The following is a 19,900-nucleotide window of genomic DNA, read 5'->3' as shown; positions in this document are numbered from 1 at the left end:
TTTATGTCCGTTACCATGCGCGAAATGCTGGAAGCCGGTGTCCACTTCGGTCACCAAACCCGCTTCTGGAACCCCAAGATGGCCCCCTACATCTTCGGCCATCGCAACAAGATTCACATCATCAACCTGGAAAAGTCGCTGCCACTGTTCCAGGAAGCCCAAAAGTTCGCCAAGCAACTGGCTGCCAACCGCGGCACGATCCTGATGGTCGGCACGAAGCGCCAAGCCCGTGAAATCCTGGCCACCGAAGCGCAACGCGCTGGTGTGCCTTTCGTGGACCAGCGCTGGCTGGGCGGCATGCTGACGAACTTCAAGACCGTGAAGACCTCGATCAAGCGCCTCAAGGACATGAAGGCTCAGCAAGAAGCTGGCCTCGAGAACCTGAGCAAGAAAGAGCAACTGACGTTCTCCCGCGAAATCGAAAAGCTCGAAAAGGACATCGGCGGCATCCAGGACATGGCTGCTCTGCCCGACGCCATCTTCATCATCGACGTGGGTTTCCACAAGATCGCCGTGGCCGAAGCCAAGAAGCTGGGCATCCCGCTGATCGGTGTGGTTGATACCAACCACTCGCCCGAAGGCATCGACTACGTGATCCCTGGTAACGACGACTCGGCCAAGGCCGTGACGCTGTACGCCCGTGGCATCGCTGACGCGATCATCGAAGGCCGTGCCAACGCCGTGAATGAAGTCGTGAAGGCTGCAACCGCCGAGAGCACCGACGAATTCGTGGAAGTGCAAGAAGCCGCTGCCTGATAGCCCGGCTGCGCGATCCGTCGCGAACAAAAGCGGGGCCCCTGGTGAGCCCCCTTTTTTTTAGCCCGAATCTGAACTGACTGAACTGAATACTGAAGGAATAAAGATGGCTGCAATTACCGCAAGCATGGTGGCTGAACTGCGTGGCAAGACCGACGCCCCCATGATGGAATGCAAGAAGGCGCTGACCGAAGCCGATGGCGACATGGCCAAGGCGGAAGAGCTGCTGCGCGTCAAGCTGGGCACCAAGGCTGGCAAGGCCGCATCGCGCGTGACTGCTGAAGGCGTGGTCGCCAGCTACATCGACGGCACCACGGGTGCTCTGGTCGAAGTCAACAGCGAAACCGACTTCGTTTCCAAGAACGACAGCTTCATTGCCATGGCCAACGCCGCTGCCAAGCTGGTGGCACTGCACAACCCCGCCACGGTGGAAGCCCTGGGTGCACTGCCCTACGAGCAAGACAGCTTCGGCCCCACGCTGGAAGATGTGCGCAAGGGCCTGATCGGCAAGATCGGCGAAAACATGTCGTTCCGCCGGTTCAAGCGCTTCAGCGGCTCCAACCTGGCAGCCTACCTGCACGGCTCGCGCATCGGTGTGGTCGTCGAGTTCGACGGTGACGCCACCGCCGCCAAGGACGTTGCCATGCACGTGGCCGCCATGAAGCCCGTGGCCCTGACCAGCGCCGACGTGCCTGCCGACCTGATCGCCAAGGAGCGCTCGGTCGCCGAAGGCAAGGCTGACGAAGCCAACAAGGAACTCGTGGCTGCCGGCAAGCCTGCACAAAGCGCTGAAATCACGGCCAAGCGCATCGACGGCGCGGTGCAGAAGTACCTCAAGGAAGTCTCTCTGGCCGACCAGGTCTTCGTGAAGGCTGCCGACGGCAAGCAAACCGTGGCCCAGATGCTCAAGGCTGCCAACACCAACGTGAAGGGCTTCACCCTGTACGTGGTGGGCGAAGGCATTGAGAAGAAGGTGGACGACTTTGCTGCCGAAGTGGCTGCCCAGGTGGCTGCTGCCAAGGCTGCTGCCTGATCGTTCCCTGTAACCACCCCATCAAAGCCTCGTACCACTTACTGGAGAAATTTCCCATGTCCAACGCTGCACCAGCCCACAAGCGCATTTTGCTCAAGCTGTCTGGTGAGGCGCTGATGGGGGATGACGCCTTCGGTATCAACCGCGCCACCATCGTGCGCATGGTCGAGGAGATCGCCGAAGTGACCCGCCTGGGTGTCCAGGTGGCCGTGGTGATCGGTGGGGGCAATATTTTCCGTGGTGTCGCCGGGGGCTCGGTCGGTATGGACCGTGCCACCGCAGACTACATGGGCATGCTGGCCACCGTGATGAACGCCCTGGCCTTGGCCGACGCCATGGACAAGCAGGGCCTGGTGGCCCGTGTGATGTCCGCCATTGCCATCGAGCAGGTGGTCGAGCCCTATGTGCGCCCCAAGGCGCTGCAGTATCTTGAAGAGGGCAAGGTCGTGGTCTTCGCGGCCGGTACGGGCAACCCGTTTTTCACCACCGACACAGCAGCTGCCCTGCGTGGCGCGGAAATTGGCGCCGAACTGGTGCTCAAGGCCACCAAGGTGGACGGCGTTTATACTGCCGACCCCCAGAAGGATCCCACGGCGACGCGCTACACCAAGCTCAGCTTTGACGAGGCCATGTCCCGCAATCTGGGCATCATGGACGCGACTGCCTTCGCCCTGTGCCGTGACCAAAAGCTGCCCGTGAAGGTGTTCTCCATCATCAAACACGGCGCCTTGAAGCGCGTGGTGATGGGCGAAGACGAAGGTACGCTGGTTTACGCTTGATCACGATGGAAAGGCCTGCATCGCATGCAGGTCGGCCCGAGGAGAAAACATGACGATTGCCGACATCAAGAAGACTGCTGAAACCAAGATGGACCAGTCCATCACCGCGTTCAAGAACAACCTGCAGAAGATTCGCACCGGTCGTGCCAATCCGGCCCTGCTGGATACTGTGCAGGTCGAGTATTACGGCTCCCTGGTTCCGCTGAGCCAGGTGGCCAACGTGGCGCTGATCGATTCGCGCACCATCAGCGTGCAGCCCTGGGAAAAGGGCATGGGCGCCAAGATTGAAAAGGCCATCCGCGAAAGCGACCTGGGCTTGAACCCGGCTTCCATGGGCGACCTGATCCGCGTGCCCATGCCCCCCATGAGCGAAGAGCGCCGCAAGGAAATGACAAAGCTCGCGCGCAACGAGGGCGAGAGCGCCAAGATCGCCGTGCGCAACCTGCGCCGTGATGCCAACGAATCCGTCAAAAAACTGGTCAAGGACAAGCTGGCGTCCGAAGACGACCAGAAGCGCGCCGAAACGGAAGTGCAAAAGTTCACCGACAAGCACATCGCCGAGATCGACGCGCTGGTGGCCGCCAAAGAGCAGGAAATCATGGCGGTTTGAGCCCCCAGGGCTTGAACATTCCCATGTCTGTATCTCCGGTGGTGCCACACCACATTGCCATCGTCATGGATGGCAACGGCCGCTGGGCTACGCGTCGCTTTTTGCCGCGTCTGGCCGGCCACAAGCAAGGGGTTGACTCACTTCGCCGCTGCGCACGCGCTTGCGTGCAGCGCGGCGTTGGTGTGCTCACGGTGTTTGCGTTCTCTTCCGAAAACTGGAACCGCCCCGCCGACGAGGTCTCCGGCCTCATGGAGCTGCTGGCGATGGCGCTGGCGCGCGAGGTGCCCCAGCTCAAGAAAGAAGGCGTGCGTCTTCATTTTGTTGGCGAACGTGGCAGCCTTTCGCCCAAGGTGCGAGACGGCCTGGGTCAGGCAGAAGCCGCCACGGCGGACAACACCCGCCTGGTGCTCAACGTCTGCTTCAACTACGGAGGCCGCTGGGACATCGCGCAGGCGGCTGCATCGCTGGCTGCCCGTGGCGAGCCCATCACCGAGGCCAGTCTGCACAATGCGATGGGATTGGCCCACGTGCCCGACCCCGACCTCGTGATCCGCACCGGGGGAGAAATGCGGATCAGCAACTTTTTGCTCTGGCAATCGGCATACTCCGAGTTCTTCTTCAGCGACCGACTGTGGCCCGATTTCGATGAGTCCGCCCTGGACGAGGCCATCGACGCCTTCAGCCGCCGCGAGCGCCGTTTTGGCAAAACCTCTGAACAGATTCTGTCCGCGCATCCTGATCCGATGCCGGGTTGAGAACCTGAACAGGTTCTGAAAGCCCCCATGCTTCAACAGCGCGTCATCACAGCCCTTGTTCTGCTGGCCATCTTGTTGCCCGCGCTTTTCTACGCCAACACCATACCGTTCACGCTGGTCGTGCTGGTTCTGATGGCTGCCGGGGCTTGGGAATGGGGTCGTCTGAGCGGCTTTGGCCAAGCAGGCTCCGTGGCGGTGGGTGTGGCCTGTGTGGCCTTGTGCGCCGGGTCGTGGGCGCTGGGCTGGGTCGATCGCCCGTTGACTGCCCTGTGGGTGGTGGGCGGCGGGCTGTGGGTCCTGGCGGCTGCCTGGCTGCTCAAGGCCGGGGTGCCCGGCTGGCCCCGCATACCGGCCGGTTTGCGCCTGGTCGCTGGGGTGTTGGCCTTGTGGTTGGCATGGCTGGCGGTGGTGCAGGCACGCAATGTGGGCATCAATTTTCTGTTGTCGGTGCTGCTGCTGGTGTGGGTGGCGGATATTTTTGCTTACTTTGCGGGGCGTGCGTTTGGGTTGCGGTTTACCAAGGGCAAGTTGGCACCCTCGATCAGTCCTGGCAAGAGCTGGGAGGGCGTATGGGGCGGCCTGGCGGGGGTGATGGTGATGGCCTTCGTCTGGGTGGCGGCCGATGCCCGCTGGCAGGCGGCAGTGCCCAGTTTCTACAGCCGTATGGCGCAGCAGGGCTGGTGGTTGCTGGTGATTGCGGCGTTGTTCATGGTGGCCATGAGCGTGTCGGGTGACCTGGTGGAGTCGCTCATCAAGCGCAGTGCCGGTGTCAAGGACAGCAGTGGCCTTTTGCCCGGACACGGCGGCGTGCTTGACCGCGTGGATGCCTTGCTGCCCACACTGCCCCTGGCCATGATGCTCACGAGCCTGACGACCCCATGATGAAACAACGACTCACCGTTCTCGGCTCCACCGGCTCCATTGGGACCAGCACGCTGGATGTGGTGGCACGCCACCCGGAGCGCTTCGAGGTGTTTGCCCTCAGCGCTGCGACGCAAGTGGATCTGCTGCTGCAACAATGCGCGCAGTTTCGCCCTCGCTACGCGGTGATGGCCAGCGCATCCCATGCGGCGGAGCTGGCAGAAAAATTGCAGGCCAATAGCCTCCCGACAGAAGTGATACAAGCGCAAGATGCTCTTGAAATCATAGCGTCTCATGATGAGGTCGACGCCGTAATGGCGGCTATCGTGGGGGCTGCCGGTCTGGCTCCGTGTCTGGCTGCGGCGCGCGCGGGCAAACGATTGCTGTTGGCCAACAAGGAGGCCCTGGTGGTGGGTGGCGGGCTGTTCATGCAGACCGTGCGCGACGGCGGTGCCACACTGCTGCCCATCGACAGCGAACACTCTGCGATCTTCCAGTGCCTGCCAGAAGACCCTGCCACCTGGTCTGACCGGGTGGACAGCATCCTGCTCACAGCCTCGGGCGGCCCGTTCCGCCAGCGGGACCCTTCCACGCTGGCGCAGATCACCCCTGACCAGGCCTGCGCGCACCCCAACTTCTCGATGGGACGCAAGATTTCCGTGGATTCGGCCACGATGATGAACAAGGCCTTGGAGGTCATTGAGGCGCGTTGGCTGTTTGATCTGCACCCAGACCAGATCAAGGTGGTCATCCACCCGCAGCAGATCATCCACTCCATGGTGCAGTTCAAGGATGCTTCCATCCTGGCACAGCTGGGTACGCCCGACATGCGCGTGCCGATTGCCTGCGGCCTGTCCTGGCCCGAGCGCATTACCAGCGGGGCCAGCAAGCTGGATTTCTCGACCCTGAGCGCCCTCGCGTTTGAAGACGCGGACGCCATTCGCTTCCCGGGCCTGCACCTGTCCTGGCAGGCGCTGAAGGCGGCCGAGGGGACCACTGCCGTGCTGAATGCGGCCAACGAGGTGGCGGTGGGCGCCTTTTTGTCGGGTCGGCTGCGTTTTGACCATATTCATGCGGTCAACCTTGCAACTTTGGATGCAGTTTCGCCCTCCAAGCCCGATTCGCTCGCCGCGCTGCTGGATCTGGACACCCAGGCCCGCCATGCGGCTGAACATGTGGCGGGCCGTCTGGCTGCCTGACTGCCGGCCCACTCAGGAACCAACCATCCATGCTGCTTACTATCGCTGCCTTCATCGTCGCCCTCGGTCTTTTGATCGCAGTGCACGAATACGGGCACTACCGCGTGGCGGTGGCCTGTGGGGTCAAGGTATTGCGGTTCTCTGTGGGTTTCGGCAAGCCGCTATTGCGCTGGCAGCCCCAGGGGTCTCCCACGGAGTTTGTGCTGGGAGCCTTCCCATTGGGGGGCTATGTGCGCATGCTGGACGAGCGAGAGGCACCCGTTGCCGCAGAGGAGCGGCATCTGGCCTTCAACACCCAGCCCCTGCGCTCGCGAGCAGCCATCGTTGCGGCTGGGCCCATCGCCAATTTGTTATTGGCAGTGCTGCTGTATTCGGTGGTGAACTGGAACGGTGTCGAGGAGCCCCGGGCCATTCTGGCAAGCCCGGTCGCAGGCTCTGTCGCACACAGTGCCGGTTTGCGGGGCGGTGAACTGGTAGAGCGCGCCGCGTTGGGGGCAGAAGACCTGGAGCCAGTTCGTTCGTTTGAAGACCTGCGGTGGCTGCTGACCCGCGGTGCGCTTGAGGGGCTGAACGTGCGTCTTGACGTCCAGTCCGCCCATGGTGCGGGCCATCGTGAGGTTGTGCTCGACATGTCCCGGATCGACAGCCGTGAGGCTGATGCCCAGCTGTTTCGCAAGGTCGGCATCCTGGGACCTTGGACCCGCCCTGTGTTGGGCGAGGTCATGGCGCAAAGCGCAGCTGAGCGCTCTGGCCTGCGCCAAGGTGATGTGGTGCTCAAGGTGGGGCAGACCGATGTGGTGGACGGCCAGCAATTGCGCGAGTTGATCCGGCAGTCGGTGCGGGGCAACGAGCCATTGGCGCAGCCTTGGCGCGTTGAGCGTGGTGGTCAGGTGATGACACTGGACGTGTTGCCCGAGGCTGTGACCGAACCGGCTAATACGGTGGGGCGCATTGGCGCCTACGTGGGAGCTGCACCAGAATTTGTCACGGTGGACTACGGGCTGGTCGATGGTCTGTGGGGTGGTGTGGTGAAGACCTGGGATGTGTCGCTGCTGACCCTGCGCATGATGGGCCGCATGGTGATCGGCGAGGCGTCGCTCAAGAACCTCAGTGGCCCCTTGACCATTGCCGACTACGCAGGCCGCTCAGCCAGCATGGGGCTGACGCAGTATCTCATCTTTCTGGCACTGATCAGTGTGAGCCTGGGGGTGCTGAACCTGCTTCCGCTGCCAGTCTTGGACGGTGGGCACCTGATGTATTATCTTTGGGAGGGTGTCACGGGCAGGGGTGTGTCGGACGCATGGATGGAGCGATTGCAGCGTGGAGGCGTTGCTGTCCTGCTTGTCATGATGTCCATAGCTCTGTTCAACGATATCACCCGGCTCTTTGGCTAACACTTTTGCCGCGCTTGCCCTGCAACTGCGGCTCCCGCTTCATTCATGAAAAAACACATCAATCGCCTGGGCGTGCGTACCGCATCGGCCGTTGCAGCCATGATTTTTGCCGCCAATGCGGCATGGGCTCTGGAGCCATTCAAGGTGCAGGACATTCGCGTGGAGGGCTTGCAGCGTGTGGAGCCGGGTACCGTGTTTGCATCCATGCCCCTGCGGGTGGGTGACGACTACAACGACGAAAAAGGCGCCGCAGCAATTCGTGCGCTGTTCGGCCTGGGACTCTTCAAGGATGTGCGCCTGGAGGCCAGCGGCAACGTTCTGGTGGTGGTGGTCGAAGAGCGCCCCACCGTCGCCGACGTGGACTTTGCCGGTGCCCGTGAATTCGACAAAGATGCGCTCAAAAAAGCCATGCGCGAAGTGGGCCTGACGGAAGGGCGTCCTTATGATAAGGCGCTCACCGACCGCGCCGAACAAGAGCTCAAGCGCCAGTACATCAACAAGAGCCTTTACGGCGCCGAGGTGGTGACCACGGTCACACCCATCGAGCGCAACCGCGTGAACCTGACCTTCACGATCACGGAAGGTGAGCCCGCACGCATCAAGGAAGTGCGCATCGTGGGCAACAAGGCGTTCAGTGAATCGACGCTCAAGGGCCTGTTCGACCAGGACACGGGGGGCTGGCTGAGCTGGTACACCAAGTCCGATCGCTACTCGCGCACCAAGCTCAACGCCGACCTTGAAACCCTGCGCTCGTATTACCTGCAGCGCGGCTACCTGGAGTTCCGTGTGGACTCGACGCAGGTCGCCATCTCGCCGGACAAGCAGGACATCTCCATCACTGTCAATGTGACGGAAGGCGAACGGTATGTGGTGTCGGGCGTGAAACTCGAAGGCAACTATCTGGACCGCGAGGACGAGTTCAAGTCGCTGGTGACCATCCGCCCCGGTGAGCCCTACAACGCGGACCAGGTGACCGAAACCACCAAGGCGTTTTCCGAGTACTTTGCCCGCTTTGGTTTTGCGTTTGCCCGCGTGGAGGCTGTGCCCGAAATTGATCGTGAGAACAATCGCGTCAATTTTGTGCTGCAAGCCGAACCAGCACGCCGCGCCTACGTGCGCCGTATCAACGTCAGTGGCAACAACCGCACGCGTGACGAAGTCATTCGCCGTGAGTTCCGCCAGTACGAAGCCTCCTGGTACGACGGCGACAAGATCCGCCTGTCCCGCGACCGCGTGGACCGTCTGGGCTTCTTCACGGAAGTGAACGTGGAAACCCAGGAAGTGCCCGGCTCGCCCGACCAGGTCGATCTGGTGATCAACGTGGCAGAAAAGCCCACCGGCTCGTTGCAACTGGGCGTGGGTTTTTCCAGCGCTGAAAAAGCGTCTCTCTCGTTCGGTATCAAGCAGGAAAACATCTTTGGCTCGGGCAACTACCTCGGCATCGACGTCAACACGAGCAAGTACCGGCGCACATTGGTGTTCAGCACCACCAACCCGTACTTCACGCCCGAAGGCATCTCGCGCACGCTCGATGTGTACTACCGCACCGACAAGCCCTACGAAGACCAGGGGGGCAATTACCAGCTGGTCACCACCGGGACCTCCGTGCGTTTTGGTGTGCCTTTCAGTGAGACCGACACGGTGTTCTTTGGCGGTGGGCTGGAGCAGACCCGCATCAAGCCCGGCACGAACATCCCGGCCACCTACTTGTTTTACGCAGACAAGTTCGGCTACAGCAGCACCTCGATTCCATTGACTGTGGGCTGGTCCCGTGACGACCGGGACAGCGCCTTGGCGCCCAACTCCGGCCGTTACCAGCGCCTCAATTCCGAATGGTCTGTGGCAGGCGATGCACGCTACGTACGGGCCAACTATCAGTACCAGCAATACATCCCCCTCAACAAGCGCTTCACCATTGCGTTCAACGGCGAGGCCGGTTACGGCAAGGGCTTGAACGGCCGTCCGTTCCCGGTATTCAAGAACTTCTACTCGGGTGGTCTGGGCTCGGTGCGTGGTTTCGACCAGGGCACCCTGGGACCGCGTGATGTGACCGGGGCCTCGTTGGGTGGACCCAAGAAGATCACACTGAACACCGAGCTGATTGCTCCGTTCCCGGGTGCTGGCAATGACCGGACCCTGCGTGTGTTCACGTTCCTGGACGTGGGCAATGTGTACGGCGAGAACGACAAAGTTACCTTCAGTGACATGCGTGCCTCCGTGGGCCTGGGGCTGAGTTGGATTTCGCCGCTCGGTCCCTTGCGTTTGGCGTTTGCGCAGCCAGTGCGCAAGTTCGCCGGCGATAGAATCCAGAAACTGCAATTCCAGATTGGAACGTCTTTCTAATGAAATCCTTTTCTCGCCATCTCTCCGTGGCCTTGCTGCTCGGCACCGTTGCCATCGCAGCCCCTGCACAAGCGCAAGAGTTCAAAGCCGGTTTCGTCAACACTGATCGCATCTTCCGAGAAGCCACCACAGCCAAGGCTGCGCAGGCCAAGCTGGAGCAGGAGTTCTCCCGTCGCGAGAAAGAACTGGTGGATCTGGGCAACACCCTGAAGACTGCCAGCGACAAGTTTGAGCGTGAAGCACCCACCATGGCGGAGAGCCAACGCACCGCGCGCCAGCGCCAGCTGGTGGACCAGGACCGCGACTTCCAGCGCAAGCGCCGTGAATTCCAGGAAGACCTGAGCGCCCGCAAGAACGAAGAGCTGTCGCAAGTGCTGGAACGCGCCAACAAGGTGGTCAAGCAGGTGGCCGAGGCCGAAAAATACGACGTGATCCTGCAAGAGGCCGTCTACATCAATCCCAAGCACGACATCACCGACAAGGTGATCAAGGCCCTGAATGCCGCTGCTGCTGCCAAGTAAGCCGCTGCGCAAGACAGGTGGCGCGTGAGCAGTTTGCTTCTCGGGCACATTGTTGATGCGCTCGGTGGTTCGCTGGAAGGGGGTGCGCGGGAAACCGTCATTGCCCGCATTGCGCCACTGGAGGTTGCGGGTCCGGGAGACCTCAGTTTCCTGAGCAATCCCCGCTACCAACAGCAACTGGCCGCCTCCCGGGCGGCCTGTGTCATTGTGGCGCCTGCCATGCGCGATACCGCATTGGCGCGCGGCGCATGCATCGTGGCCGACAACCCGTATGTGTACTTTGCCCGCGCCACCCAGTTGTGGCGCCAGCGCAATACACCCGCGCGGACGTCCGGTGTGCACTCCAGCGCAGTGGTTGATCCCTCGGCGCAGGTCCACCCCTCGGCCACCATCGGTCCTCTGTGCGTGATCGAACGGGGGGCCTCGGTGGGCGCAGATACCGTGCTCAAGTCGCGCGTCACCGTGGGCGAGGGCTGCAGCATCGGCGCGCGTTGCATCGTCCATGCGGGTGTGGTGATCGGCGCCGATGGTTTCGGTTTTGCGCCGGAAAACGGGCAGTGGGTCAAGATCGAGCAACTGGGCGCCGTGCGCATTGGAGATGACGTCGAGATTGGCGCCAACACCTGCATCGACCGGGGTGCGCTGCAGGACACGGTGATCGAAGACGGCGTGAAGCTCGACAACCTGATCCAGATCGGGCACAACGTGCGCATCGGCAAGCACTCGGCCATGGCTGGGTGTGTAGGCGTGGCGGGCAGCGCCACCATCGGGGCGCATTGCACGGTGGGCGGTGGTGCCATCGTGTTGGGGCACCTGGAGCTGGCTGACAACGTGCACATCTCGGCCGCGACGGTGGTCACCCGATCTCTCACGCGGCCTGGCCAGTACACCGGCATGTTCCCCATCGACGACAATGCGCGTTGGGAAAAAAACGCTGCCACACTCAAACAATTGCACAGCCTGCGCGAGCGCATCAAGGCGCTGGAGCTGGCCCTCAAGGCAGCATGAACGGAAGAACAACTCGATGATGGATATTCACGCAATTCTCAAACAACTGCCCCACCGCTACCCGTTTTTGCTGGTGGACAAGGTGATCGAGTTAGAGAGCAACACCCGCATCAAGGCCATCAAGAACGTGACGTTCAACGAGCCCTATTTCATGGGGCATTTCCCTGGCCGTCCGGTGATGCCGGGTGTGTTGATCCTGGAAGCACTGGCCCAAGCTGCGGGCTTGCTGGCGTTCGATGCCATGGGCAAGGTGCCCGATGAGAACAACATTTACTACTTTGTCGGTATCGATGGCGCGCGGTTCAAGCGCCCTGTGGAGCCCGGCGACCAGTTGATCCTGACCATCACCATCGACCGCGTGCGCGGTGGCATCTGGAAGTTCAAGGGCGTTGCGAGCGTGGGCGAAGAGGTGGCCTGCGAGGCCGAACTCATGTGCACCATGCGCAACGTCGGTTGACCGGTTCAGGCCTGTTGGATCGTGAGCAATATCCACCCCACAGCCATTGTTGCGGACGGCGCCCGCCTGGACCCTACGGTCACGGTGGGGCCCTACACGGTCATTGGCGAGCATGTGTCCATCGGCGCGGGCACCACAGTTGGCGCTCACTGCGTGATCGATGGGCGCACCACGATTGGTGCTGACAACCGCATTTTCCAGTTCAACTCCATCGGCGCCATCCCGCAGGACAAGAAGTACGCAGGCGAGCCGACCGAGCTGGTCATCGGTGACCGCAACACAATCCGCGAGTTCTGCACGCTGAACCTGGGCGTGCCCCAGGCCGGTGGCATCACCACCGTGGGCCATGACAACTGGATCATGGCGTACACCCACATTGCGCACGATTGCCATGTGGGCAACCACACCACACTGGCGAACAACACCACGCTGGCAGGGCATGTGCACCTGGGCGACTGGGTGACGGTGGGTGGACTCACGGGCATCCACCAGTTCGTCAAGATTGGTGCCCACGCCATGGTGGGCTTTGCCAGTGCGGTGTCGCAGGACGTGCCGCCTTTCATGCTGGTGGATGGCAATCCCCTGGCCGTGCGCGGTTACAACGTGGTGGGGCTGCGCCGCCGTGGCTTTTCGGCCGAGCGCATTGCCGCGGTCAAGCAGATGCACAAGCTGATTTATCGGCAGGGCCTGACGCTGGAGGCCGCGCGTGCCGCCATTGCAGAGTTGGCGCAGTCCGCACCACAGGCCGGTGACGATGCGGCGATGATGGAGCGGTTCCTGGCCGACGCCACGCGCGGCATTGCGCGCTGAGGGCTGGGCGATGGCAGATTCCCCCCGCGTCGCCATGGTGGCGGGCGAGACGTCGGGCGACTTGCTGGCGGGCTTGCTCATCGATGGCATGCAGGCGCATTGGCCCGGGCTGCAATCCTGCGGCATTGGCGGGCCGCAGATGGCGCGCCGCGGTTTTATTGCCTGGTGGCCCAGCGACAAGCTGGCGGTGCACGGCTACAGCATGGAGGTGCTGCGCCGGTTGCGCGAGCTGCTGGGCATTCGCAAACAACTGCGCGAACGCCTGCTCAAGGACCGCCCCGACGTGTTCATCGGCGTGGACGCTCCCGATTTCAACCTGGGCCTGGAGGCAGATTTACGCGCTGCCGGCATCAAGACCGTGCATTTTGTGTGCCCGTCCATCTGGGCCTGGCGTGCGGATCGCGTCGACAAGATCCGCCGCAGCGCGGACCATGTGCTGTGCATCTTCCCGTTTGAGCCAGAGCTGCTCGCGCAGCACGGCATTGCCGCCACCTACGTAGGTCACCCGTTGGCGGGTGTGATTCCCATGGTGCCGGACCGTGCAGCCGCGCGTGCGCAATTGGGTCTGAAGGATGAGGACGAAGTCCTGGCCATCCTGCCGGGGAGCCGCTCTTCCGAGATCCAGTACATTGCCCAGCCATTCTTTGAGGCTGCAGCGCTAGTGCTTAAAGCACGACCAGCTATTAAATTGATAGTGCCTGCAGTGCCCGCACTGCGTGATCGCATCGAGCAGTTGGCGCGCGCGTGCGGTCTGGGCAATGCCTTGCAAATCACCACGGGCCAGTCGCATACGGTGCTCGCAGCGTGTGATGCCACGTTGATTGCCAGCGGCACCGCGACGCTGGAGGCCGCGCTCTTCAAGCGGCCCATGGTCATCGGCTACCACATGCACCCGCTCAGCTGGTGGCTCATGCGCCGCAAGCAGTTGCAACCCTGGGTGGGCCTGCCCAACATCCTGTGCCGCGAGTTTGTGGTGCCCGAGCTGATCCAGGACGCCGCTACGCCCCAGGCGCTTTGCGCAGCCACGCTGGACTGGCTGGACGCAAAGCGCCAAGATCCCCGAAAAATTGCAGCCCTGGAGCAGCGCTTTACGGCGCTGCACGAGAGCCTGCTGCGCAACACCCCCCAACTGGCTGCCGATGCGATCCAGAAAATCCTCGCTCCCGCTGCCTGAGCAGGCCTGCCTGCCCTGGCACCCGCCCGGCCTCGTGGCTGGCGTGGATGAGGCTGGCCGTGGCCCCCTGGCCGGGCCGGTGGTGGCGGCGGCCGTGATCCTGGACGACCTGCACCCCATTGCTGGCCTGGCCGATTCCAAGAAACTCACGGCCGCGCGGCGCGAGAAGCTCTACGACGAGATCCGCGCCAAGGCCCTGTGCTGCAGCATTGCCGAGGCCAGCGTGGAAGAGATTGACCAGCTCAACATCCTGCAGGCCACGCTGCTGGCCATGCGCCGTGCCGTCTTGGGGCTGCGGCTCAAACCGGCCATGGTGCTGGTGGACGGCAACCGGCTGCCCGTGCTGGATGTTCCTGCGGAGGCCATCGTCAAGGGCGATGCGCTGGTGCCGGCCATCTCGGCGGCCTCCATCCTCGCCAAGGTGCACCGCGACCGCTGGTGCGCGCAGGTGCATGACGAGTTTCCGCAGTACGGCTTTGCCGGCCACAAGGGGTACGGTACGGCCGTGCACATGGCCGCCTTGCGCGAACACGGTGCCTGCATTTACCACCGGCGCTCGTTTGCGCCGGTGGCCCAGAACCTGCGCGCCGGATCCTGACCGCGCGCTGAAAATTTGCCATGACCTCCTCGTCCGTGACCTCCATCCATTCCCGCGATAACACCTTCGTCAAGGATTTGCGCCGTTTGGCCCAGGATACGACGGCGTACCGCAAGCAGGGCCGTGTCTGGCTTGAAGGCGATCATTTGTGCCGCGCTGCGCTCGCACGGGGGCTGCGGGCATCGGTGGCGGTGTTTTCGGAGTCTTTTTGGCCGCAAGCGCAGGTGCAATATGCTGGTGCAGCTACAAAATTCATAGTCCTTGCCGATGCACTTTTTGCGGACGTGAGCGGACTGGAGTCGCCCGCCTCGATGGGCTTTGTCCTGGACTTGCCCGCACCGGCTTCACTCCAGCCCAATGCGCCCACCGTGGTGCTGGACAGGGTGCAGGACGCGGGCAATGTGGGTTCCATCCTGCGCAGCGCCTCGGCGTTCGGATTCCGCCAGGTGGCCGCCATCAAGGGAAGTGCCGCGCTGTGGTCGCCCAAGGTCTTGCGGGCTGGCATGGGGGCGCATTTCGCGCTGGACCTGATCGAGGGGCTGGCGCTGGACGACCTCGTTGCCCTGCAGGTGCCGCTGCTGGTCACCAGCTCGCATGCGGGTGACTTCCTGCACCGCGCCGCCTTGCCCTGGCCATGCGCCTGGGTGATGGGCCACGAAGGGCAGGGCGTCAGCCCGGCTCTGGAAGATAGGGCTTCGTTGCGCATCCGCATCGCCCAGCCCGGCGGCGAGGAGTCGCTGAACGTGGCGGCGGCTGCGGCCATCTGCCTGCACGCGAGCGGAGCAGGGCGCTGATCCTGCCCGCGTCGGCCGCAGTGCCATGGGCGCTCGGGGTGAGCCTTGGTCCTGCAGCTCATAGACGTTGGTATCAGGGTTATGCAAGGCGTGCATTGCAGAGGTGTCAGCGACGGAGGGTATAATCGGGAGCTTTTCTCGCAACAGCGTCGCCCGACCGCACCCAAAGCAACAACCCATCTGAGAGCAGCCATTGGCACCATCGCGCTTCGAGTGTGCGAGTGGTCTGCAGGCGCCGGGCGACCGTAACCATCCGGAGAACCCAGTGCTTTTGTCTCTCAAGGGAAACTTCCCGCCCGCCATCCTGGCGCTCGCAGACGGCACGGTCTTTATCGGTAACTCGATCGGTGCCACCGGCACCACGGTCGGTGAAGTGGTGTTCAACACCGCCATCACCGGCTACCAGGAAATCCTCACCGACCCCAGCTACTGCCAGCAGATCGTCACCCTGACGTATCCGCACATCGGCAATTACGGCGTCAATGCGGAAGACATCGAAGCCGACAAGGTCCATGCTGCAGGCCTGATCATCAAAGACCTGCCCCTTCTGGCCAGCAACTTCCGATCCACCGAAACGCTTTCGCAGTACCTCGTGCGCGAAAAGACGGTGGCCATTGCCAACATCGACACCCGCAAACTCACCCGCCTGCTGCGCGACAAGGGTGCGCAGAACGGCGCCATCCTGGGCCTGGCGGCTGGTGAGGCGGTGACGCAGGCGCGCATCGACGAAGCCCTGGCGGCTGCCAAGGCCGCGCCCAGCATGAAGGGCCTGGACCTCGCCCAGGTGGTGACCACCCCTGCGACCTATACCTGGGACCAGACCGAGTGGAAGCTGGGTGCAGGCTATGGCACACAGGCTGCGCCGCGCTTCCACGTGGTGGCGTACGACTTCGGCGTCAAGAAGAACATCCTGCGCATGCTGGCCGAACGTGGCTGCAAGCTCACCGTGGTGCCCGCCAAGACGCCCGCGGCCGACGTGCTGGCCATGAAGCCGGATGGTGTGTTCCTGTCCAACGGCCCTGGTGACCCAGAGCCCTGCGACTACGCCATCGACGCCACCCGCCAGATCGTTGATGCAGGCGTGCCCACCTTCGGCATCTGTCTGGGCCACCAGATCATGGCACTGGCCAGCGGCGCCAAGACCTTCAAGATGGACAACAGCCACCATGGTGCCAACCACCCGGTGAAGGACCTGGACAACGGCCGCGTGAGCATCACCAGCCAGAACCACGGCTTTGCCGTGGACATGGCCTCGCTGCCCGCCACGCTGCGCCCCACGCACATCAGCCTGTTCGACGGCACGCTGCAAGGGCTGGAACGCACCGACAAGCCTGCGTTCTGCTTCCAGGGCCACCCCGAGGCATCGCCCGGCCCGCACGACATCGCCTACCTGTTTGACCGCTTCACCGCGCTGATGGAGAAGAAATAATGCCAAAGCGCACAGACCTCAAATCGATCCTCATCATTGGCGCCGGCCCGATCATCATCGGCCAGGCTTGCGAGTTCGACTACTCCGGCGTGCAGGCCTGCAAGGCCCTGCGCGAAGAAGGCTACAAGGTCATCCTGATCAACAGCAACCCTGCGACGATCATGACCGACCCGGCCACCGCCGACGTCACCTACATCGAGCCCATCACCTGGCAGACGGTCGAGAAGATCATTGCCAAGGAACGCCCCGACGCCATCCTGCCCACCATGGGCGGCCAGACTGCGCTGAACTGCGCGCTGGACCTGTGGCGCAACGGCGTGCTCGACAAGTACAAGGTCGAGTTGATCGGTGCCACACCCGAAGCCATCGACAAGGCCGAAGACCGCCTGAAGTTCAAGGACGCCATGACCAAGATTGGTCTGGGCTCCGCGCGCTCCGGCATTGCCCACAGCATGGACGAAGCCTGGGCCGTGCAAAAGACCGTGGGTTTCCCCACCGTGATCCGCCCCAGTTTCACGCTGGGCGGTACCGGCGGCGGCATTGCCTACAACCCCGAAGAGTTCGAGACCATCTGCAAGCGCGGCCTGGAAGCCTCGCCCACCAACGAGTTGCTTATTGAAGAGTCGCTGCTCGGCTGGAAGGAGTACGAGATGGAAGTGGTTCGCGACAAGGCGGACAACTGCATCATCATCTGCTCCATCGAGAACCTGGACCCCATGGGCGTGCACACAGGGGACTCGATCACGGTGGCCCCTGCGCAGACGCTGACCGACAAGGAATACCAGATCATGCGCAACGCGTCGCTTGCGGTGCTGCGCGAGATCGGCGTGGACACGGGCGGCTCCAACGTGCAGTTCTCGGTCAACCCGAAGGACGGCCGCATGATCGTCATCGAGATGAACCCGCGCGTGTCGCGTTCGTCGGCTCTGGCCTCCAAGGCCACGGGCTTCCCGATTGCCAAGGTCGCGGCCAAGCTGGCCGTGGGCTATACGCTCGATGAGCTCAAGAACGAAATCACCGGCGGCGCCACGCCTGCCTCGTTCGAGCCTTCGATCGACTACGTGGTCACCAAGATCCCACGTTTTGCGTTCGAGAAATTCCCGACGGCCGACAGTCGCCTGACCACCCAGATGAAGTCCGTGGGCGAGGTCATGGCCATGGGCCGCACTTTCCAGGGGTCCTTCCAGAAAGCCCTGCGCGGTCTGGAAGTGGGCGTGGACGGCATGAACGAAAAGACCCAGGACCGCGAAGTGCTCGAAAAGGAACTGGGCGAGCCCGGCCCCGAGCGCATCTGGTACGTGGGCGACGCGTTTGCCATGGGCCTGTCGGTGGACGAGGTGTACGACCTTACCAAGATCGACAAGTGGTTCCTGGTGCAGATCGAAGAGATCGTGAAAATCGAACTCGAACTCGACCAGCTCGCCGCCGACAAGGGTGATGCGGCATTGGCTACGCTGGATGCCGACACGCTGCGCACGCTCAAGAAGAAGGGCTTCTCCGACCGCCGCCTGGCCAAGCTGCTCAAGACCACCGAGAAATCGGTGCGCGAAGCACGCCGCGCGCTGAACGTTCGCCCCGTGTACAAGCGCGTGGACACCTGCGCTGCCGAGTTCGCCACCAACACGGCCTACATGTATTCGACCTACGAGGAAGAGTGCGAAGCTGCGCCGACGGACAAGAAAAAGATCATGGTGCTGGGCGGTGGCCCTAACCGCATCGGCCAGGGCATCGAGTTCGACTACTGCTGCGTGCATGCCGCACTTGCCATGCGCGAGGATGGCTACGAGACCATCATGGTCAACTGCAACCCTGAAACGGTTTCGACCGACTACGACACCTCCGACCGCCTGTACTTCGAGCCGCTGACGCTGGAAGACGTGCTCGAGATCGTGGACAAGGAAAAGCCACACGGTGTGATCGTGCAGTACGGCGGCCAGACGCCGCTCAAGCTGGCGCTGGGCTTGGAAGCCGAAGGCGTGCCGATCATCGGCACCAGCCCCGACATGATCGACGCGGCTGAGGACCGGGAGCGTTTCCAGAAGCTGCTGGGCGACCTCGGGCTGCGCCAGCCGCCCAATGCCACCGCGCGTACCGAAGCCGAGGCTTTGGAAAAGGCCGCCACGCTGGGTTACCCCCTGGTGGTGCGCCCCAGCTACGTGCTGGGCGGCCGCGCGATGGAAATCGTGCACGAGCAGCGCGACCTGGAGCGCTACATGCGCGAGGCCGTCAAGGTGAGCAACGACTCGCCCGTGCTGCTCGACCGCTTCTTGAACGACGCCATCGAGTGCGATGTGGATTGCCTGCGCGACCCCGAAGGCAAGACCTTCATCGGTGGCGTGATGGAGCACATCGAACAAGCCGGCGTGCATTCGGGCGACTCGGCCTGCTCGCTGCCTCCGTACTACCTCAAGCAAGCCACGGTGGACGAGCTCAAGCGCCAGTCTGCTGCCATGGCCGAAGGCCTGAACGTGGTGGGCCTGATGAACGTGCAGTTCGCCATCCAGGAAGTGGATGGCAAGGACGTGATCTACGTGCTGGAGGTGAACCCCCGCGCGTCGCGCACGGTGCCGTTTGTCTCCAAGGCCACCGGTATCCAGCTGGCCAAGGTCGCAGCGCGCTGCATGGCGGGCCAGTCGCTGGCTTCGCAGGGCATCACCAAGGAAGTGACACCGCCTTACTTCAGCGTGAAGGAAGCCGTGTTCCCCTTCGTCAAGTTCCCGGGCGTGGACACCATCCTCGGCCCGGAGATGAAGTCCACCGGCGAGGTGATGGGCGTGGGCAAGACCTTTGGGGAAGCGTTCGTGAAGAGCCAGCTGGGCGCGGGCACCAAGCTGCCGACGTCGGGCAAGGTGTTCCTCACCGTGAAGAACAACGACAAGCCCCGTGCGGTGGACATTGCCCGCCAGCTGGTGGCGCTCGGCTTCGACCTGGTGGCGACCAAGGGCACCGCTGCGGCCATCGCCGAGGCGGGCGTCCCGGTGGTGGTGGTCAACAAGGTCACGGAAGGCCGTCCGCACATCGTGGACATGATCAAGAACAATGAGATTGTCATGGTCATCAACACGGTGGAAGAGCGCCGCAATGCGATTGCAGACTCGCGCGCGATCCGCACCTCGTCGCTGCTGGCCCGCGTGACCACCTTCACCACCATCTTTGGTGCCGAGGCGGCCGTCGAGGGCATGAAGTACCTGGACAAACTCGACGTGTATTCCGTGCAGGAACTGCACGCTCAACTGGCTGCCTGACCGGGTTTTTGCGGTGGCTTTTGCCGCCGCAAACACGGCATAATTGCAGCCGAACTAACACCGCCGCGCGGCAACGTGCGGCGGTTTCCTTTTGTAGATGTGCCATGTGCACCCGCCAGTGTTTTGCGGGGCGC

18 protein-coding genes are annotated in these 19,900 nt (G+C 62.8%); all 18 read left to right on the top strand.

The window, feature by feature from the left end; all coding sequences use genetic code 11:
* The first annotated feature begins 3 nt into the window (after nucleotides 1-3).
* The 18 genes from rpsB (at nucleotide 4) to carB (ending at nucleotide 19,766) form a co-directional block, all read left to right on the top strand.
* Nucleotides 4-756: a 30S ribosomal protein S2 gene (gene rpsB, locus ASD75_RS04680; protein WP_056067188.1), complete on the top strand. Its 753-nt coding sequence runs from the start codon at nucleotides 4-6 to the stop codon at nucleotides 754-756.
* A gap of 106 nt (nucleotides 757-862) precedes the next feature.
* Nucleotides 863-1,789, top strand: a complete 927-nt coding sequence (tsf, locus tag ASD75_RS04675; RefSeq protein WP_015013552.1) for a translation elongation factor Ts — start codon at nucleotides 863-865, stop codon at nucleotides 1,787-1,789.
* 56 nt (nucleotides 1,790-1,845) lie between these two features.
* Nucleotides 1,846-2,568 carry a UMP kinase gene (pyrH, locus tag ASD75_RS04670; RefSeq protein ID WP_008906712.1) on the top strand — a complete coding sequence of 241 codons (723 nt, stop codon included), beginning with the start codon at nucleotides 1,846-1,848 and terminating at the stop codon, nucleotides 2,566-2,568.
* A gap of 49 nt (nucleotides 2,569-2,617) precedes the next feature.
* Entirely contained in the window at nucleotides 2,618-3,178 is a 561-nt protein-coding gene (gene frr / locus ASD75_RS04665; RefSeq protein ID WP_056067192.1) for a ribosome recycling factor, read from the top strand.
* A 23-nt stretch (nucleotides 3,179-3,201) separates the two neighbouring features.
* Nucleotides 3,202-3,933: a polyprenyl diphosphate synthase gene (uppS, locus tag ASD75_RS04660; protein WP_056743719.1), complete on the top strand. Its 732-nt coding sequence runs from the start codon at nucleotides 3,202-3,204 to the stop codon at nucleotides 3,931-3,933.
* Nucleotides 3,934-3,960: 27 nt separating this feature from the next.
* Nucleotides 3,961-4,815 (top strand): phosphatidate cytidylyltransferase, encoded by an 855-nt coding sequence (locus tag ASD75_RS04655; RefSeq protein ID WP_056743625.1) that lies wholly within the window; start codon nucleotides 3,961-3,963, stop codon nucleotides 4,813-4,815.
* Complete coding sequence (gene ispC / locus ASD75_RS04650; RefSeq protein WP_056743623.1) at nucleotides 4,815-5,993, top strand: 1-deoxy-D-xylulose-5-phosphate reductoisomerase; 1,179 nt, start codon at nucleotides 4,815-4,817, stop codon at nucleotides 5,991-5,993. Before ASD75_RS04655 ends, ispC begins: the two co-directional genes overlap by 1 nt.
* Nucleotides 5,994-6,022: 29 nt before the next feature.
* Nucleotides 6,023-7,387, top strand: a complete 1,365-nt coding sequence (gene rseP, locus ASD75_RS04645; protein WP_056743620.1) for an RIP metalloprotease RseP — start codon at nucleotides 6,023-6,025, stop codon at nucleotides 7,385-7,387.
* Between the two features lie 45 nt (nucleotides 7,388-7,432).
* Nucleotides 7,433-9,730 carry an outer membrane protein assembly factor BamA gene (gene bamA / locus ASD75_RS04640; RefSeq protein WP_056067201.1) on the top strand — a complete coding sequence of 766 codons (2,298 nt, stop codon included), beginning with the start codon at nucleotides 7,433-7,435 and terminating at the stop codon, nucleotides 9,728-9,730.
* Nucleotides 9,730-10,251 carry an OmpH family outer membrane protein gene (locus tag ASD75_RS04635; RefSeq protein ID WP_056067203.1) on the top strand — a complete coding sequence of 174 codons (522 nt, stop codon included), beginning with the start codon at nucleotides 9,730-9,732 and terminating at the stop codon, nucleotides 10,249-10,251. Before bamA ends, ASD75_RS04635 begins: the two co-directional genes overlap by 1 nt.
* Nucleotides 10,252-10,275: 24 nt before the next feature.
* The gene (gene lpxD / locus ASD75_RS04630) at nucleotides 10,276-11,259 is read left to right on the top strand and encodes a UDP-3-O-(3-hydroxymyristoyl)glucosamine N-acyltransferase (protein WP_056743618.1); all 984 of its coding nucleotides are present in this window, start codon (nucleotides 10,276-10,278) and stop codon (nucleotides 11,257-11,259) included.
* A gap of 16 nt (nucleotides 11,260-11,275) precedes the next feature.
* Nucleotides 11,276-11,716: a 3-hydroxyacyl-ACP dehydratase FabZ gene (gene fabZ / locus ASD75_RS04625; protein ID WP_056067207.1), complete on the top strand. Its 441-nt coding sequence runs from the start codon at nucleotides 11,276-11,278 to the stop codon at nucleotides 11,714-11,716.
* A gap of 21 nt (nucleotides 11,717-11,737) precedes the next feature.
* On the top strand, nucleotides 11,738-12,526 hold the full coding sequence (lpxA, locus tag ASD75_RS04620; protein WP_056743616.1) for an acyl-ACP--UDP-N-acetylglucosamine O-acyltransferase: 789 nt from the start codon (nucleotides 11,738-11,740) through the stop codon (nucleotides 12,524-12,526).
* A 10-nt stretch (nucleotides 12,527-12,536) separates the two neighbouring features.
* On the top strand, nucleotides 12,537-13,700 hold the full coding sequence (gene lpxB / locus ASD75_RS04615; RefSeq protein WP_056743716.1) for a lipid-A-disaccharide synthase: 1,164 nt from the start codon (nucleotides 12,537-12,539) through the stop codon (nucleotides 13,698-13,700).
* The gene (gene rnhB, locus ASD75_RS04610; protein ID WP_056743614.1) at nucleotides 13,666-14,298 is read left to right on the top strand and encodes a ribonuclease HII; all 633 of its coding nucleotides are present in this window, start codon (nucleotides 13,666-13,668) and stop codon (nucleotides 14,296-14,298) included. Before lpxB ends, rnhB begins: the two co-directional genes overlap by 35 nt.
* Before the next feature lie 20 nt (nucleotides 14,299-14,318).
* Nucleotides 14,319-15,092: an RNA methyltransferase gene (locus ASD75_RS04605; protein WP_056743611.1), complete on the top strand. Its 774-nt coding sequence runs from the start codon at nucleotides 14,319-14,321 to the stop codon at nucleotides 15,090-15,092.
* Nucleotides 15,093-15,357: 265 nt separating this feature from the next.
* A complete protein-coding gene (gene carA / locus ASD75_RS04600; protein WP_056743608.1) occupies nucleotides 15,358-16,521 on the top strand; it encodes a glutamine-hydrolyzing carbamoyl-phosphate synthase small subunit in 1,164 nt (387 codons plus the stop codon).
* On the top strand, nucleotides 16,521-19,766 hold the full coding sequence (gene carB / locus ASD75_RS04595; protein ID WP_056743606.1) for a carbamoyl-phosphate synthase large subunit: 3,246 nt from the start codon (nucleotides 16,521-16,523) through the stop codon (nucleotides 19,764-19,766). The genes carA and carB overlap by 1 nt, the downstream gene beginning before the upstream one ends.
* Nucleotides 19,767-19,900 lie beyond the last annotated feature (134 nt).

The organism is Acidovorax sp. Root568 (assembly GCF_001427445.1).
In the GTDB taxonomy this organism is placed as follows: domain Bacteria; phylum Pseudomonadota; class Gammaproteobacteria; order Burkholderiales; family Burkholderiaceae_C; genus Acidovorax; species Acidovorax delafieldii.
Note: the sequence above shows the minus strand (reverse complement) of the source record. Positions and strands in the feature narration are given on the sequence as shown.